At 43.4% G+C, this 16,640-nt stretch carries 12 protein-coding genes; all 12 read left to right on the forward strand.

Translation table 11 applies throughout. From position 1 onward, the window contains the following. Nucleotides 1-3 precede the first annotated feature (3 nt). A complete protein-coding gene (locus ACG3M1_RS03665) occupies nucleotides 4-942 on the forward strand; it encodes an ABC transporter permease (protein ID WP_008818537.1) in 939 nt (312 codons plus the stop codon). Between the two features lie 12 nt (nucleotides 943-954). Further along, entirely contained in the window at nucleotides 955-1,968 is a 1,014-nt protein-coding gene (locus ACG3M1_RS03670; RefSeq protein ID WP_008818538.1) for an ABC transporter ATP-binding protein, read from the forward strand. Continuing rightward, nucleotides 1,965-2,939 carry an ABC transporter ATP-binding protein gene (locus tag ACG3M1_RS03675; protein ID WP_009269790.1) on the forward strand — a complete coding sequence of 325 codons (975 nt, stop codon included), beginning with the start codon at nucleotides 1,965-1,967 and terminating at the stop codon, nucleotides 2,937-2,939. Before ACG3M1_RS03670 ends, ACG3M1_RS03675 begins: the two co-directional genes overlap by 4 nt. Before the next feature lie 125 nt (nucleotides 2,940-3,064). Further along, on the forward strand, nucleotides 3,065-3,646 hold the full coding sequence (gene gmk, locus ACG3M1_RS03680) for a guanylate kinase (protein WP_021420132.1): 582 nt from the start codon (nucleotides 3,065-3,067) through the stop codon (nucleotides 3,644-3,646). Further along, a complete protein-coding gene (locus ACG3M1_RS03685) occupies nucleotides 3,643-5,541 on the forward strand; it encodes an alpha/beta hydrolase family protein (RefSeq protein ID WP_009269788.1) in 1,899 nt (632 codons plus the stop codon). Before gmk ends, ACG3M1_RS03685 begins: the two co-directional genes overlap by 4 nt. Nucleotides 5,542-5,856: 315 nt before the next feature. Then, the gene (locus tag ACG3M1_RS03690; protein ID WP_257349712.1) at nucleotides 5,857-6,498 is read left to right on the forward strand and encodes a Fic family protein; all 642 of its coding nucleotides are present in this window, start codon (nucleotides 5,857-5,859) and stop codon (nucleotides 6,496-6,498) included. Nucleotides 6,499-6,643: 145 nt separating this feature from the next. Further along, entirely contained in the window at nucleotides 6,644-10,078 is a 3,435-nt protein-coding gene (locus tag ACG3M1_RS03695; RefSeq protein WP_009203302.1) for a VaFE repeat-containing surface-anchored protein, read from the forward strand. A gap of 249 nt (nucleotides 10,079-10,327) precedes the next feature. Continuing rightward, nucleotides 10,328-10,642, forward strand: a complete 315-nt coding sequence (locus ACG3M1_RS03700; RefSeq protein WP_005363246.1) for a YdcP family protein — start codon at nucleotides 10,328-10,330, stop codon at nucleotides 10,640-10,642. Between the two features lie 15 nt (nucleotides 10,643-10,657). After that, nucleotides 10,658-11,050, forward strand: a complete 393-nt coding sequence (locus ACG3M1_RS03705; protein WP_009203304.1) for a YdcP family protein — start codon at nucleotides 10,658-10,660, stop codon at nucleotides 11,048-11,050. Between the two features lie 16 nt (nucleotides 11,051-11,066). Continuing rightward, on the forward strand, nucleotides 11,067-12,470 hold the full coding sequence (locus ACG3M1_RS03710) for an FtsK/SpoIIIE domain-containing protein (protein WP_009203305.1): 1,404 nt from the start codon (nucleotides 11,067-11,069) through the stop codon (nucleotides 12,468-12,470). A 173-nt stretch (nucleotides 12,471-12,643) separates the two neighbouring features. Next, nucleotides 12,644-13,858, forward strand: a complete 1,215-nt coding sequence (gene mobT, locus ACG3M1_RS03715) for a MobT family relaxase (protein WP_179988315.1) — start codon at nucleotides 12,644-12,646, stop codon at nucleotides 13,856-13,858. Nucleotides 13,859-14,692: 834 nt separating this feature from the next. Continuing rightward, nucleotides 14,693-16,603, forward strand: a complete 1,911-nt coding sequence (gene ltrA / locus ACG3M1_RS03720) for a group II intron reverse transcriptase/maturase (protein WP_003436850.1) — start codon at nucleotides 14,693-14,695, stop codon at nucleotides 16,601-16,603. The last annotated feature ends 37 nt before the right edge of the window (nucleotides 16,604-16,640 follow it).

The raw sequence follows: 16,640 nt of genomic DNA on the forward strand, positions 1-16,640 counted from the left end.
GCTATGAGTGATAAATTATTGCAGGAAGAATTGAGCGACGATCTGTTTGAACGTCTGGATGATTCTGAAAAAAATGCGGAAAAAATAGCATATGAAAGCCGGACCTATCTGGCGGATGCATGGCATCGGTTCCGACAGAACAAGCTGGCATTTGTAGGCTTCTGCTTTCTGATGTTCATGCTGCTGTGTGCGATTATCATACCAATGATATCCCCCTATACCTATGACGGACAGAATCTGGAGCTGCGCAATATAGGTCCTTCCCTTCAGCATTTGATGGGTACCGATAAATTCGGTCGTGACATTCTGGTTCGTATCATGTGGGGCGGACGTGTTTCCTTAAGCGTCGGCTTTGCGGCAGCGCTGATTTCTCTTGGTGTCGGTGTTCTCTACGGAGGAATAGCCGGCTACTTCGGCGGTAAAATTGATATGGCAATGATGCGGTTTGTGGATATGATGTATTCCATCCCGGATATGCTGTATGTCATTATGATCGTTGTGGTCATGGGACCGTCGATGAGCTCCATTCTGATCGGTATCTGTATCTCCTCCTGGATGGGGATGGCCCGGCAGGTACGAGCACAGGTCATGACGCTGAAGGAACAGGAGTTTTCCCTTGCAGCCAAGGTGCTGGGAGCGGGAACCGGACGTATTATTTTCAAGCATCTGATTATCAACAGTATGGGGCCGATCATCGTATCTGTCACAATGCTGGTTCCAAGTGCGATATTCTATGAAGCCTTTCTGGGCTTTCTGGGCATCGGTCTGAGCGCACCGCAGGCAAGCTGGGGAACGCTGGCAAATGAGGCAAGAAGTACCCTGACCTCGTATCCGCTGCAGACACTGTGGCCGATTCTGGCAATCTGTCTGACGATGCTTGCATTAAACTTTATCGGTGACGGTCTGGGGGATGCCCTGGATCCGAAGAAAAAGAAGAAGTAGGGAGGGAATCATATGAGTATGCTGGAAATACAACACCTCTCTACCGATTTTGAAACAGAAAACGGTATGGTACACGCCGTGCGTGATGTGTCTTTGTCTGTGGATAAGGGAGAGGTTTTGGGAATCGTAGGGGAATCCGGTTCCGGAAAGAGTCAGACGATGTTTTCCGTTATGGGGCTGCTGTCAGGCAACGGGATCGTGAAGGATGGCAGTATCACCATTGACGGCAAGGAAATATCGCCAAAGGCTTTTTCCGACCGTAAGGAATATGAACAGGTAATGGATCACATCCGTGGAAATGATCTGGCAATGATCTTTCAGGACCCGATGACCTTTCTGAATCCGGTTCTGCGTATTGAAACGCAGTTAATGGAGCCGATTCTGAATCACATGGATATATCAAAGGAAGAAGCGAAAAAGCGCGCAATCGAATTGATGCGAAAGGTTGGCATTCCTTCTCCGGAAGCCAGAATACGACAGTATCCGCATCAGTTTTCCGGTGGCATGCGGCAGCGTATCATCATTGCAATCGCACTCGCCTGTGATCCGAAAATCATTATCGCGGATGAGCCGACAACGGCGCTGGATGTGACCATACAGGCACAGGTTCTGGAATTGATTTCCCATCTGAAGGAGGAAATTGATTCCGGTATTATCATGATTACGCATGATCTTGGTGTTGTGGCAAGTATCTGTGATCGTATCGCGATTATGTACGGTGGAAAAATCGTTGAAACCGGGACGGTATTTGAAATCTTTGAACATCCGCAGCATCCGTATACGATCGGTCTGCTGTCCTGTATTTCCAATCCGAATGAGTTGGAAAAAAAGGAGCTGCATCCGATTCCCGGAAGTCCTCCCGATTTATTGAATATTCAGGAGAATTGTCCGTTTGCGGATCGCTGTGCATCTGCAATGAAGATATGTAAGCTGCATATGCCTCAGGAAACACAGATATCTGCTACGCATCGCTGTTCCTGCTGGCTGCAGCATCCCAAGGCATGCAAAGGTGGTGAAGTCCAATGAGTGATGCAGTATTGAAGGTGGAAAACCTGAAGGTGCATTTCCCGGTCAAGGGCGGTCTGTTCACAAAAAAGCAGGTGGTAAAGGCCGTGGACGGTGTCAGCTTTGAAATCTATCCGAGAGAAACCTTTGGACTTGTTGGAGAAAGCGGCTGTGGAAAAAGTACCACCGGTCGTGCAATCGTCAAGCTTTATGAGCCCACAAGCGGAACGGTGTATTACCATGGAGAGGATGTTACGAAAATCAAAGGCAGCCATCTTGCGGAATTCCGCAGGAATGTACAGATGATTTTTCAGGATCCCTATGCAAGTCTGAATCCCCGTATGACGGTAGGAGAAATTATCCGTGAGCCAATGGATATTCATCATATTTTCAACACGAAGGAAGAACGGGAGCAGCGGGTTCGTGAGCTGCTGGATATCGTCGGGCTGAAGCCGGATCACATCCGCCGTTACCCGCATGAATTTTCCGGCGGACAGCGTCAGCGTATTGGAATTGCCAGAACACTTGCCCTGAATCCGCAGTTCATCGTCTGTGATGAGCCCATCAGTGCACTGGATGTTTCCATACAGGCACAGGTTATCAATCTGCTGGAGCATATCCAGAAGGAAATGGGCATTTCCTATCTGTTTATTGCGCATGATTTAAGCATGGTAAAGCATATATCCGACCGAATCGGTGTCATGTATCTGGGAAATCTGGTGGAAATCGGAGACAGTGATGATGTGTATCACCGCCCGCTTCACCCGTATACACAGGCTTTATTATCAGCGGTACCGATTCCCGATCCCCGTGTTGCCAGAGAAAAAAAGCGCATTGTACTGGAGGGCGAGCTGCCAAGTCCGCTGGATACCCCGAGCGGCTGCGTATTCCGTACCCGCTGTCCCAATGCCACAGAGCGCTGTGCCAGGGAAAAGCCGGGAATGGTAAACGTAGGGAAACGAACGGTTGCCTGCTTCCTGTATGAAAAATAATGTGATCATATAAAAGGAAAACGAAGCACTGTCCATCCGGCTGTGTTTTCGTTTTTTTGAAAGAAAGGAAAAGGTATGGTATGCGGCACTCATTCCTGCTGCATAAGATACCGGGAGGAAACATCATGAACAAGGGTTTGCTGTTTGTATTAACCGGCGCCAGCAGTGTGGGAAAAAAGGATATCCGTGACCGGCTGCTCGGTGATGAACAACTGCATCTGAATTATTCCATTTCCATGACAACCCGTCCAAAACGCGGGGAGGAAGTGGATGGCAGGGATTATTATTTTGTCAATCATGAAGCCTTTGCGCAGGCTTTGCGAAATCGTGAGCTGCTGGAGTATACAGAGTTTGACGGCTATTACTATGGAACACCAAAGCATCAGGTGGATTTCCTGCTAAATAGTGGAAAAAATGTCATGGTTGAGGTGGAAGCACAGGGTGTTGGGCAGATCAAGCTGCAATATCCGGACGCTCTGTGCGTATTCGTGGAACCGGAAAGCATGGAGGAACTGGAGAAACAGATCATGCTGCGGTATCGGGATGATGCGGCAAGCGCACAGCGCAGAATTAACAAGGCGCTTGTTGAACTGGAGCTGTCCACACTCTTTCGCCATACTGTGAAGAATACGGATGTCAATGCGGCATATGAGGAAATCTGTGAACTATTGAAAGAGCATATGCAGGAAAGAGGAAATAAGGGATGAAAAAGGGTGTAGAGAAAACCGATCTCTATCAGCTGCATCTGTTGAGCGGCTTGAAAGCATCACCTTCCGGAAACCGTCTGGTTTATGTGCATACGCAGATGGCGGAAGCAAGTGATACGTACGAAAAAAATCTGTGGCTGTTGGAGGGAAAGAGGAATTTCTGTATCTATCAGAAGCAGAAGTTTTCCGCCTTTCTGTGGGAAAATGAACATACGCTGCTGATTCAAAAGCCTGCAAAGGAACAGAAAACGGAATTTGTTCGTCTGCATCTGGATACCTTATGCACCACACCGGCTTTTACAATACCTGCGAATGTTGTCCAGCTGGAGAGGATAAGTGTGCAGCACTATGCCTATCTGGCAGAGGAATCCGTACAGAAACAGAATGATGATGACACCATCGTGCTGACACAGATTCCCTTCTGGGATAACGGTGTCGGCTATATCAGCGGGAAACGAAACCACCTGTATGTCTATTATGAGGAAAGTCAGACATCCAAAGCGTTGTTTGCAGGAAACTGGCATGTGGAAAACCTGTCGGTTTCAAATACGCAAATTGTATGTAGCGCGCAGGAGTATTCCACAAAGAAGCCGCTGACACAGGGGATTTTTACCTTTACCACAGATACCCTGCGTCAAACAGAGCTTCTCAACTGTGACACCTTACGCATTGAAGCAGTTACCTGTGAGAAGGATACCGTTGTTTTCACAGGAACGGATATGCAGCAGTATGGCAATGAAGAGGCGGCGGATATTTATGTCTGGACGAAAGAACAGGGTGTGAAAAAGCTGCTGGACTGCGAGCATTACGCATATTGCAATATAGTGAGTGACTGCCATGTCGGAGCCTCCACATCCATCATGATGAAGAACCAGATTGTTTACCATCTGAAAAATGAGGAAGGTCGCTGCCTGCTGTACGCATTGTCCATGGATGGCAGGGATATCTGTCTGACACCAAAAGCCAATGTGATACGGGATATTGCCGTGAGCGCACAGGGCTGGTATACACTGGAAATGGAAGAAAATGCGCTGGAGGAAATTTATTACCGCAAGCAGGATGATTGTCAGAAGCTCACAGCATGGAATGCGGAGTATTTACAGACGCATCGGCATGTGCAGCCAAAAGAAATTCTGTATACCAATCGTGAGGGAGGTATACAGAAGGGCTGGATTTTATATCCGGCTGACTATGTGGAAGGAAACCGGTATCCGGGTCTGTTGAGTATTCATGGAGGACCGCGCTGCGCATATGGAAATGTTTTCAACCATGAAATGCAGATGTTTGCATCCATGGGGTATATGGTATTTTACACAAACCCAAGGGGCAGTGATTCCTTCGGTGAGGAGTATGCGGACCTGCGGGGGAAATACGGTACGATAGATTATGAGGATTTGATGGCGTTTACGGATGTGGTGCTGCAGGAAACCCCACAACTGGACAGCGGGCGCTTGGGTGTGCTTGGCGGAAGCTATGGAGGTTTTATGACAAACTGGATCATCACACAGACAGACCGGTTTCAGGCAGCCGCTTCCCAGCGCAGTGTCGCAAACTGGACATCGGATTTCGGTACGAGCTGTATCGGCTATACCTTTGATCCTAATGAGATGCAGACAACACCGTGGAAGGATGTCATGACGATGTGGACGGCTTCTCCGCTGGCATATGCAAACAAGGTAAAGACGCCAACCCTGTTTATCCATTCCCTGGAGGATTATAATTGTCCGCTGAGTGAAGGACTGCAGATGTTTACGGCTTTACAGTATCATGATGTGGAAAGCCGCATGTGTCTGTTTCCACAGGAGAATCATGAGCTGAGCAGGAGTGGAAAACCAAAGCATAGATTACGCAGACTGCAGGAAATGGCAGACTGGTTCGACGCACATTTGAAGTAGCATAGCAAAAGGCGGTTCAGCAATAGAATCGCTTTTTTCATTTTCACAATTTAAACTCATGACTGCGGGAAATGTTTATAGAACAAACTTGAAATATACGAATGTTGATGAGATCCTTAGGATATGCCTGTTCCATCATCGTAATGAATTTGAAATGATATCGTATTCTCCTACAATATTCTTTATTCCCCTATTTTATACAATATTATAGGAGAATATGGGAATTGATAGGAGATTATCTTTATTATTCTCCTATGAGCCTTAGCTTTTCTCCTGAATTTTTGCTATAATAGGAGAATAATGAGGTGGTACAGAATGAGATCTTTTGACTATCTGAAGATTAGAGATAAAAAATGGGATTTGGAAGTCTTAACATTGATTGCTAAAATCCATGAATACAAGGGAAAACAGGAACTCTATATCAAACAGAAACCGATGAGTTTGGAAAAGCTAGTGGAAATTGCGAAAGTACAAAGTACGGAAGCATCCAATCAAATTGAAGGTATTGTTACGACGGATACAAGAATTAAACAGCTGGTCAACGAGAAGACATCACCGCGAAACAGGGATGAAGAAGAGATTGCCGGCTATCGAGATGTTCTGAACATGATTCATGAAAGTCATGAATATATACCAATCCAAAGCAATTATATCCTGCAGCTTCATAAGGTTCTATATAGTTATTCAGGAGAATCCTTTGGTGGAAAATTCAAGAATACGCAAAATTACATTACAGAAGTACGAGCGGATGGAACCAGAGCTGTTCGATTTCAGCCGTTAGCTCCCTATGAAACATCACAGGCAATCCATGTAATTTGTGAAAGCTACAATCAGGCAATCGCTGCTGATATTGAACCCTTGCTGTTAATTCCATCCTTTATCACAGATTTTCTGTGTATTCATCCTTTTAATGATGGTAATGTACCATTGAGATACCAACAACAAATAGCGGCATAACAGCAGCAAACAACTTCATATCACATAAATACAGTTAAATAACATATAGAATTAGGAATACTTGAAAAACGGTATTCCTTTTTTATTTCCAGACGTTCAGAAATGAGCGTCTATTTTTTTACCCAAATGAAAGGAGAATCAAAAAATGAATAAGATATTGAAACGATTGCTTACAGGTGTTCTTACTCTCGCAACCGTCTTTACTGCTCTACCCACAACTGCTGTCCATGCTGCGGAAACACAATACTGGACAGAATCGGAGGAACGTGTCGGCATTGTTGAGAAAGTAATGAATGATGGTTCTATCGGCTCTACATTTAATGAGGGGCATATGACCGTTGAGGGCGAGGACGCTTATTGTATCGACATCAACACAGGCTTTAAGAATGGATATAAGACCAGAAGTGACGCAAGTACACGCATGACTGCTGACCAGATAGAGGACGTTGCTTTATCTCTTGAATACGTCAAACAGTACACGAAAAGCCATACAGGATTGAGCAGCCAGCACGCCTACCTTTTAAGACAGCTTGTAGTCTGGCAGAGATTGAGCGTCCATCTTGGGTGGAGCTGTGACAATGTACGAGCTTCCTATGATGAAATCTCAAAATCCGTGCAAGATGAAGTATTCGCCGGAGCGAAAGCCTTTGTAAGAGAAAATAAAGGACGCTATGACTGTTACGGTTATATCTACACTGGTGAGGGGCAGGATTTAGGACAGTTCTTCGCAGAGCTGGCTGTCGGCAATGGCAAGATTCAGAAATCTTCCAGTAATACCACAGTCACAAACGGGAATGACTGCTATTCTCTCTCTGGTGCGACTTATGGTGTCTATTCTGATAAAGGCTGCACGAAATCTGTTGCCATACTTACGACAAATGCCAATGGTAATACGGACACTGTGGAATTAAGAGCTGCGACATACTATGTGAAAGAAACGAAAGCTCCAAAGGGATTCCAGTTAGATAAGAACGTCTATACTATGACGGTCAAGGTTAATGAAACTACGACTTTAAAAGTCAGCGACAAACCAAAAGTCACTGACACTTTGGTTGAGCTTTTCAAGATTGATATGGAAATTTCCAAAGCTACGCCACAGGGTAACGCTTCTTTAGAGGGTGCGGAGTTCGTCTGGAAGTATTATGACGGTTACTATACAAAAGACAATCTTCCATCAGAACCAACACGCACATGGACGACAAAGACAATCGCTGAAAAAGACAGCAACAATGAAGTCCATTACATCACAAGATTAGCCGATTCCTACAAGGTATTGGGTGACAGCTTCTATACACAGAATGGTACTATCTGCTTGCCGCTTGGTACTATCACTGTAGAAGAAAAGACAGCTCCAAACGGTTACTTATTGGAGGGTGCTTATATGCAGGCTGCCGGAAGTTCTGAACAGATAAAAGGTGTCTATGTGGCACAGATTACAGAAGATGGTGAGCTTGCAGCGTTAAGCGGCAGCAACCAGTATTCCGTATTAGACAAGGTTATCCGTGGCGGTGTCAAAATCCAGAAACGTGACCTTGAAACCAAAGATACAAAAGCACAAGGCGGTGCGACTTTGAAAGATACTGCCTTTGAAATCATTTCCTTAAATGATAACGCTGTCTTGGTAAATGGCAAGTTATACAACAAGAATGAAGTCGTCAAAACAATCCATACTGGCGTTGACGGTATCGCTACAACTGCCGCCGATACATTACCATACGGAAAATACCATATTGAGGAAAGCAACGCCCCAGAGGGATATTTGACGGACGGTGCAAAACCGATTGAATTTGAAATCACAGAAGATGGAAAAATCGTGGATTTAACAGATGAAGCACATTCCATCTACAACCAGATTAAGCGTGGAGATATTGAGGGTGTAAAAATCGGTGCTGGCACTCACAAGCGACTTGCGAATGTTCCCTTTAGGATCACAGGCAAGACGACTGGTGAGAGCCATATCATTGTGACAGACGCAAATGGTCAGCTTTCCACTTCCTCTGATTGGGTATCTCATAAGCAGAATACCAACGCCGGAAAGACCAGTGAGGACGGTATCTGGTTCGGTACTTCCACACCAGACGACAGCAAAGGTGCATTGCTCTATGATACTTACACAATCGAAGAATTACGCTGCGATTCCAACAAGGGAATGACGCTAATTCCGGCATTTGATGTAGTGGTGTCAAGAAATAAAGTAGTCGTGGATTTAGGTACGCTTACAGATGAATACGAGCCAGAAATCACTATCCATACGACTGCCACAGATAAGGTGACAGGTGAAAAATCAATCGTTGCTGGAAAGAACGTGACTATCGTTGATACTGTGACTTTAGATGGTTTGACAAAAGGCACAAAATATCAGTTGAAAGGCTGGCAAATGGTGAAGTCTGAAAACGCACAGCTTTTGATTGACGGTCAACCTGTGGAAAGTAATTACACATTCACTGCGAAAAAATCAGAAATGGAAGTTGAGGTTTCCTATACGTTCAATGCTTCTGCTCTTGGCGGAAAAGACCTTGTGACATTCGAGGAATTGTACGACTTATCCAATCCAGACGAGCCTATCAAAGTGGCAGAACACAAGGACATTGAGGATGAGGGGCAGACCGTGACTATCGAAGAACGAGTGATTGAAATTCATACCAACGCTGTCGACAAAGCCACAGGTGAAAAGATGATTGTTGCTGGTAAAGAGGTAACTGTCATTGATACGGTCACTTTAGATGGCTTGGAAAAAGGTACAACCTATCAGCTCAAAGGCTGGCAGATGGTGAAGTCTGAAAACGCACAGCTTTTGATTGGCGGTGAACCTGTAGAAAGTGACTATACCTTTACTGCAAAAGATTCTAGCATGGAAGTCCAGATTGCCTTTACATTCAATGCCAGTGAGCTTGCAGGAAAAGACCTAGTAACATTCGAGGAATTATACGATTTATCCAATCCAGACGAGCCTACAAAGGTGGCAGAACACAAGGACATTGAGGACGAAGGGCAAACAGTGACGATTACGGAACGTATCATCACTATGCACACAATCGCTACCGATAAGGCAACAGGTGAAAAGACGATTGAAGTAGACGACAAAGTAACTATCGTTGATACGGTCACTTTAGACGGTTTGGAAAAAGGCGTGAAATACACTCTTAAAGGTTGGGAAATGGTGAAGTCTGAAAATGCTGAACTTCTGGCGAATGGTAAACGTGTGGAAAATGACCTTACTTTTACCGCTACTGACACGAAGATGGAAGTTCAGATTGAATTTACATTCAATGCCAGTGAGCTTGCAGGTAAGGAGCTTGTTACTTTTGAAGAATTATATGACGTAACCAATCCAGACGAGCCTATCAAAGTGGCTGAACATAAGGACATCAAAGATGAGGGGCAGACTGTAACAATCAAAGAGAAACCAGAATCCCCTACCACACCAGATGAACCTAGCACACCAACTAAGGCAAGCACATCACCAAAGACAGGTGACAATACGCCATTTGCCGCATTATTCGCCATGATGGGGATTTCCGCTGCTGGTCTTATCTTTGCATGTTATAAGAGATTCCGCAGAGTAAAAAAGTCTAAATAATACGGGAGGTATCAGCTTATGAAAGCAACGCCCCGTTCACCGCCCATCATAAAAAAGTCAGTCTGTGGCTGACACTATATCTAACTTCTGCTTGATTACGATTTATCTTTCTGAATGGGGATTGTCAAGGGTGCTTTTAGCACAACGCTTGCCCTTGATAATTCACAGGCAGACAGATATTATCTCGACAGCAGAATGACACTAAATAACAAATCAATCAAAATCAGAAAGAAAAGAGGTAAACAATTTATGGAATTAAAACACGTTATCCCAAACATGGAAAAGACATTCGGGAATTTGGAGTTTGCAGGTGAGAATAAGGTGGAACAGCGTAGGATCAACGGACGTATGACGGTCGTTTCCCGTAGCTTCAACCTTTATTCGGATGTACAGAGGGCAGATGATATTATCGTGGTGCTGCCCGCTTCTGCTGGTGAGAAGAACTTTGAATCAGAGGAAAAAGTGAAACTTATCAATCCTAAAATCACCGCAGAGGGTTATAAAATCGGCACAAGAGGATTCACGAACTATATCCTGTCAGCAGACGATATGGTGAAAGCATAAGGAGGTACAGAGATTATGAGATTAGCAAACGGAATCATTATAGACAAGGAAAAGACTTTCGGAGTATTGAAATTCTCTGCATTAAGACGAGAGGTACATATTCAAAATGAGGACGGTACGGTTTCTGAAGAAATTAAAGAACGTACCTACGATTTGAAGTGTAAGGAGCAAGGACGCATGATTCAGGTGAGTATTCCGGCTTCTGTTCCGTTAAAGGAATTTGACTACAACACAGAGGTGGAAATCATCAATCCTGTAGCTGATACGGTGGCAACCGCTACATTTCAAGGTGCAGACGTTGACTGGTATATCAAAGCAGATGATATTGTCTTGAAGAATAAGAACGGTCAGCCAGCCGGAAATAACCACGCTCCCAACAATCCGCAGCAGCCACAGCATAAAAAATAAGGAAAGGATTTAGCCTATGCCACAATTCAATAAACGTGGGAATCGTATCAGAGCCAGTGACAAATCGCTGGTTTTTCGTTTCTCGTCTGGTTCGTTGCTCCTGCTGTTCCTTGCGGTGGTTATGCTGCTGAACCTAAAAACAATCATCACTACGGACTGGAAAGTAATCTCGCTTTTTCAAGATGGCAGTGTCCATCTGACGGTCACACCATATAGGATAATGACTATCGTTTTGGCAGCTTTGGTCTGTGTACTGGCTACCCTTTTCTATCGCAGATTCCAGTATGACAGAGTGAAACAGCTCTTTCACCGTCAAAAGCTGGCTCGTATGCTGTTGGAAAATGGCTGGTATGAATCGGAATCCACACAGGATAGCGGATTCTTCAAGGACTTGCCAGCTACTACTAAAAAAGAGAAAATCACCTATTTTCCAAAACTGTATTACCATATGGAGCATGGACTTTTATATATCCGTACGGAAATTACATTAGGGAAATATCAAGACCAGCTTTTACACTTGGAAAAGAAGCTGGAAACAGGCTTATACTGTGAGCTGGTTTCCAAAGAATTGAAAGACAGCTATGTGGAATATGTGCTGCTCTATGATACGATTGCGAACAGAATCACTATCAATGAGGTACAGGCTGAACATGGCAGCTTGCGTCTGATGAAAAATGTCTGGTGGGAGTATGACAAGCTCCCACATATGCTAATTGCTGGCGGCACTGGTGGTGGTAAAACCTACTTTATCCTTACTATCATTGAAGCTCTGCTCCGCAGCAATGCGGTCATGTATATTTTAGACCCAAAGAACGCCGACCTTGCGGATTTGTCCGTTGTCATGCCGGAAGTCTGGTACAAGAAAGACGATATAACCGCCTGTATTGACAGGTTCTATGACGGTATGATGGCAAGAAGTGAAGCAATGAAGCTCATGGAGAATTACAGGACAGGTGAAAACTATGCCTATTTAGGACTATCGCCCCACTTCCTTATTTTTGATGAATATGTGGCGTTCATGGAAATGCTCACCACAAAGGAAAATGCTGCTGTCCTTAACAAGCTGAAACAGATAGTCATGCTCGGACGACAGGCAGGATATTTTCTCATTCTCGCCTGTCAGCGTCCAGACGCAAAGTATCTCGGTGATGGAATCCGTGACCAGTTCAATTTCCGTGTGGCTCTTGGGCGTATGTCGGAGCTTGGGTACAGTATGATGTTCGGTGAAGTAGACAAGGACTTTTTCTTGAAGCAGATTAAAGGGCGTGGCTATGTTGATACGGGAAACAGTGTCATATCCGAGTTTTACACTCCCCTTGTACCCAAAGGACATGACTTTTTAAAAGAGATAGGAAGATTGTCACAAAACAGGCAGGACGGACAGGCGGCGTGCGAAGCGAAAGACGCAGGTACGGACTAGCCTGTGTTGGGGTGGCGTAAGCCGCCCCAACCATCTGCCCCCATTATCTAACAGGGGGGCACAAATTATCTGGAAACAGTCAATTACATATCAAAAAGTCCTTGAAAACAGAGGACTTTTCAAACATTCAAAGAAGTGTGACAAAATCGGTAACTGTCACATTTCTTTTTCGATTGGAGGGATTGAAACTGAATGATACCGATTGGATAAACGATTTTAAGGAAAAACGGACGCAGTACGGCGTTTCCCAGAATCGTCTTGCGGTCATGGCTGGTATCAGTCGTGAGTATGTCAGCAGGATTGAATCTGGAAAAGTAGCCTTGACAGAAGAAATCAAGGGGAAATTCACGGACGCTCTGGAAAAGCTGAATCCAGAGAATCCGTTGGAAATGGTCTTGGATTACGTCAGAATCCGATTCCCCACACAGGACGTTCGGCACGTTGTTGAAGATATTCTGCAATTAAAGCTGGATGTAATGATACATGAGGACTACGGATTCTACTCCTATGCGGAACATTATGTGCTTGGTGATGTGTTCGTGCTGACATCACCCGATAAAGAGAAAGGCACACTGCTGGAGCTGAAAGGCAAAGGCTGTCGACAGATGGAAAGTTATCTGCTGGCACAGCATAGGAGCTGGTATGACTTTCTCATGGACGCTCTGGTGGAAGGAGGTGTGATGAAACGTCTTGACCTTGCCATCAACGATATGGCAGGAATCTTGGATATTCCAGAGCTGACAGAGAAATGCAACCGTGAAGAATGTATTTCCGTATTCCGCAGCTTCAAGAGCTACCGCAGCGGTGAGCTGGTGAGAAGCAATGAACAGGACAGATACGGAATGGGAAATACGCTTTATATCGGTTCGCTCAAATCAGAGGTTTATTTCTGTATCTATGAAAAGGACTATGAGCAGTATGTGAAATACGATATACCCATTGAAGATACGAAAATCAAGAACCGTTTTGAAATTCGGCTGAAAAATGAGCGAGCCTATTATGCGGTGCGTGACCTGCTGACCTATCATGACGCAGAGCGTACCGCTTTTGACATTATCAACCGTTATATGCGGTTCGCTGACAAGGAGGTGGAGAAAAGACGCAGCGAATGGCAGACCAATGAGAAATGGGCGTACTTTATCGGCTCTGATCGTGGGCGTTTGAAACTGACGACCAAACCAGAGCCTTATACGCTCACTCGGACGCTCAACTGGATAAGCAGACAGGTAGCTCCCACTTGGAAAGTCTTACAGAAGATTGACAGTACCAACGGTACGACTTATCTCAAAGACATTTTAGACCATGCGAAGCTCACGGAGCGTCACAAAAAGCTGATTGAACAGCAGACAACTTCCACAGAGGAAATGATTACAGAAACGGAGGAATGACAACATGAAGCATATCTTATTTGATTTATTCCTGTTCTCACTTGGAGCAGCCGCAGAAAGAGAAATTGAAATGATGGAAAGGAGCAGAAAATAATGAATTTCGGACAGAACTTATGTGCGACTCGTTCCTTAGTGAAAAGCTAAGGCACTAATAAAAGAACGAAAAAGTTTGATTATTAGGAGAACTGATAATCTGACAGGTGGAATGATGAAGTAACGCTCTGAAACGCCTGCCCTGAGCCTCCGACAAGCATTGAATGAGGAAACTCAGAATGTTTGAAGCTCGGTAAAGACGGCTGAAAGATACCGTAATAGTTGATGAACATATATCTTCTATCGAAAACTATCCAGAGGTGGGTAGCGTATCCAACAGGTCGGGGGTCTATAAAATATCTATGGTTAGAATGTTCCACAAGGGACTGACGAAACAGCGAATGTACGGGTCTAAATTTGTACTTTGTAGAAATGCAAAGGTACGAGAAATCGTAGCTGGTGTGGCAAAGTAAGAATATAGGTTATGAAATGCCATATACCGTTACAGGCGGTATCAAGCCAGCAGGCTTATAGCTAGTGACCTAAGGATATATATGTATAGATAAGATTATCGGAACGAGGAAAGGTATTGGGTTCTCATCAAGAGAATAAGCTGACGAAGAACAATAAGCAGTTGAACCAATGCTGAAAAGCAGAGGGCGAACCTAAGAAATTCTTGTAATGGGAATGGAGGAATACCCTCAAGTCGTGTATATATTAGAAAAGTATTATGTTGCTTTAATAAGGATTACGAGTAAGATAAAAAAGCTCACTCAATTTCAAGCAAAGGAGTGAAGCCTTATGCCTAAAAATAAAAATGAAACATTGTGTGTAGAAGATTTAAGACACGCTGAATATTACGAAATGCAAAACACCTTTGATGATTTATATGCCAAAAGTAAGAATGGAGATATTTTCACTCATCTTATGGATATTATCCTATCGAGAGAAAATATATTACTGGCATATCGAAATATCAAAGCAAATGCAGGCAGTAAGACAGCAGGAACAGACGGTACAATAATTAAAGATATTGGCAAATTGCCAGCAGAAACAGTTGTCAAAAAGGTAAGATATATTGTCGCAGGCACTCCGCACGGGTATCGACCTAAGCCAGTAAGGCGAAAAGAAATACCAAAACCAAATGGGAAAACCAGACCTCTAGGCATTCCTTGTATGTGGGACAGGCTTATACAACAATGTATCAAACAAGTATTAGAACCAATCTGCGAAGCTAAATTTAGTGAAAACAGCTACGGTTTCAGACCTAATAGGTCGGTTGAAAATGCAATAAAAGCAACCTATAACCGCCTACAAATCAGCCAGCTACATTATGTGATTGAATTTGATATTAAGGGTTTCTTTGACAACGTGAACCATTCCAAACTGATAAAACAGATATGGGCTATGGGAATACGGGACAAGCACTTGATATTCATTTTAAAAAGGATATTAAAAGCTCCAATTAAAATGCCTGACGGCACAATAACATATCCAGAGAAAGGAACTCCACAGGGGGGAATTATATCCCCACTACTAGCCAACATTGTTCTTAATGAGTTAGACCATTGGGTAGAAAGTCAATGGCATGAAAATCCTGTTACAAAAAACTATGTGGTTCATATCAATAAAAGCGGTAGCCCATGTAAAAGCAACGCTTACAAAGAAATGAAGAAAACAAAGTTAAAGGAAATGTATATGGTTCGTTATGCAGATGATTTTAGAGTTTTCTGTCGCTACAAAGAAAGTGCTGAAAAAACCAAAATAGCAATTACTCAATGGATCGAGCAACGACTAAAATTGGAAGTATCACAAGAAAAAACAAGAATTGTAAATGTTAGAAAAAGATACTCCGACTTTCTTGGTTTCAAGATTAAAATGATACCGAGAAGAAAGAAGTTAGTTGTTAAATCACATATAAGTGATAAACAATTCAAGACCCAAAAAGACAAGCTGGTATCACAGGCAAAGAAAATTGCTTCTCCCTCAAAGGGAAAAACAGAATTAGAGGAAATAAGACTTTATAATTCAATGGTATTAGGTATGCAAAATTATTATCAGATTGCAACAAATGTAAATCTGGATTGTATGAAACTTAATAGAGCTGTAATGGCTATCTTCACTAACAGATTAGGTGCAAGCAAAAAGGGCAGATTGAGAAAAACAGGCAGACAACTTACAACAAAAGAAGCAACAAGATATGGTAAATCTAAAATGCTTCGATATGTTGCTGGCGAGGGCGAACCTATATTCCCTGTTGGATATATCCAACACAGAAAACCAATGGCAAAAGTGTATTCAGCAAACTGCTATACTCCAGAGGGAAGAAAATTTATCCATACCAATCTAAGTGTTGATAAATTACTGATGTATCAGTTGATGAAATTATCTTTGGAAAATCGCACAATAGAATACGCAGACAATCGAATTTCGCTATTTTCTGCCCAACATGGAAAATGTGCTATAACTCTGGAAGAATTTCAACAAGCTAATGAAATACACTGTCATCATATTGTACCAACTAGGGCTGGTGGTAATGACGATTATAAAAATCTTATTTTGGTAAAAGAGGCGGTACATCGTCTAATACACGCAAAAACAGAAGAAACAATACAAAAATATATAGCTCTATTGAAACTAAATAAAGTCCAGCTCATAAGACTAAATAAATATAGAGTATTAGCTGGCAATCAAGAATTAAACTTGATATAGGTCTACTACATAAATACTTTTCAATATAAACACGATG

Origin of the sequence: Clostridium sp. 10cd* (assembly GCF_044336395.1) — a bacterium.
GTDB lineage: Bacteria > Bacillota_I > Bacilli_A > Erysipelotrichales > Erysipelotrichaceae > Clostridium_AQ > Clostridium_AQ innocuum.

Bases quoted from the DNA above. Each gene is read 5' to 3' on its own strand.
- ACG3M1_RS03665 (WP_008818537.1), top strand. From the start codon at position 4: ATGAGTGATAAATTATTGCAGGAAGAATTGAGCGACGATCTGTTTGAA.
- ACG3M1_RS03670 (WP_008818538.1), top strand. From the start codon at position 955: ATGAGTATGCTGGAAATACAACACCTCTCTACCGATTTTGAAACAGAA.
- ACG3M1_RS03675 (WP_009269790.1), top strand. From the start codon at position 1,965: ATGAGTGATGCAGTATTGAAGGTGGAAAACCTGAAGGTGCATTTCCCG.
- gmk (WP_021420132.1), top strand. From the start codon at position 3,065: ATGAACAAGGGTTTGCTGTTTGTATTAACCGGCGCCAGCAGTGTGGGA.
- ACG3M1_RS03685 (WP_009269788.1), top strand. From the start codon at position 3,643: ATGAAAAAGGGTGTAGAGAAAACCGATCTCTATCAGCTGCATCTGTTG.
- ACG3M1_RS03690 (WP_257349712.1), top strand. From the start codon at position 5,857: ATGAGATCTTTTGACTATCTGAAGATTAGAGATAAAAAATGGGATTTG.
- ACG3M1_RS03695 (WP_009203302.1), top strand. From the start codon at position 6,644: ATGAATAAGATATTGAAACGATTGCTTACAGGTGTTCTTACTCTCGCA.
- ACG3M1_RS03700 (WP_005363246.1), top strand. From the start codon at position 10,328: ATGGAATTAAAACACGTTATCCCAAACATGGAAAAGACATTCGGGAAT.
- ACG3M1_RS03705 (WP_009203304.1), top strand. From the start codon at position 10,658: ATGAGATTAGCAAACGGAATCATTATAGACAAGGAAAAGACTTTCGGA.
- ACG3M1_RS03710 (WP_009203305.1), top strand. From the start codon at position 11,067: ATGCCACAATTCAATAAACGTGGGAATCGTATCAGAGCCAGTGACAAA.
- ltrA (WP_003436850.1), top strand. From the start codon at position 14,693: ATGCCTAAAAATAAAAATGAAACATTGTGTGTAGAAGATTTAAGACAC.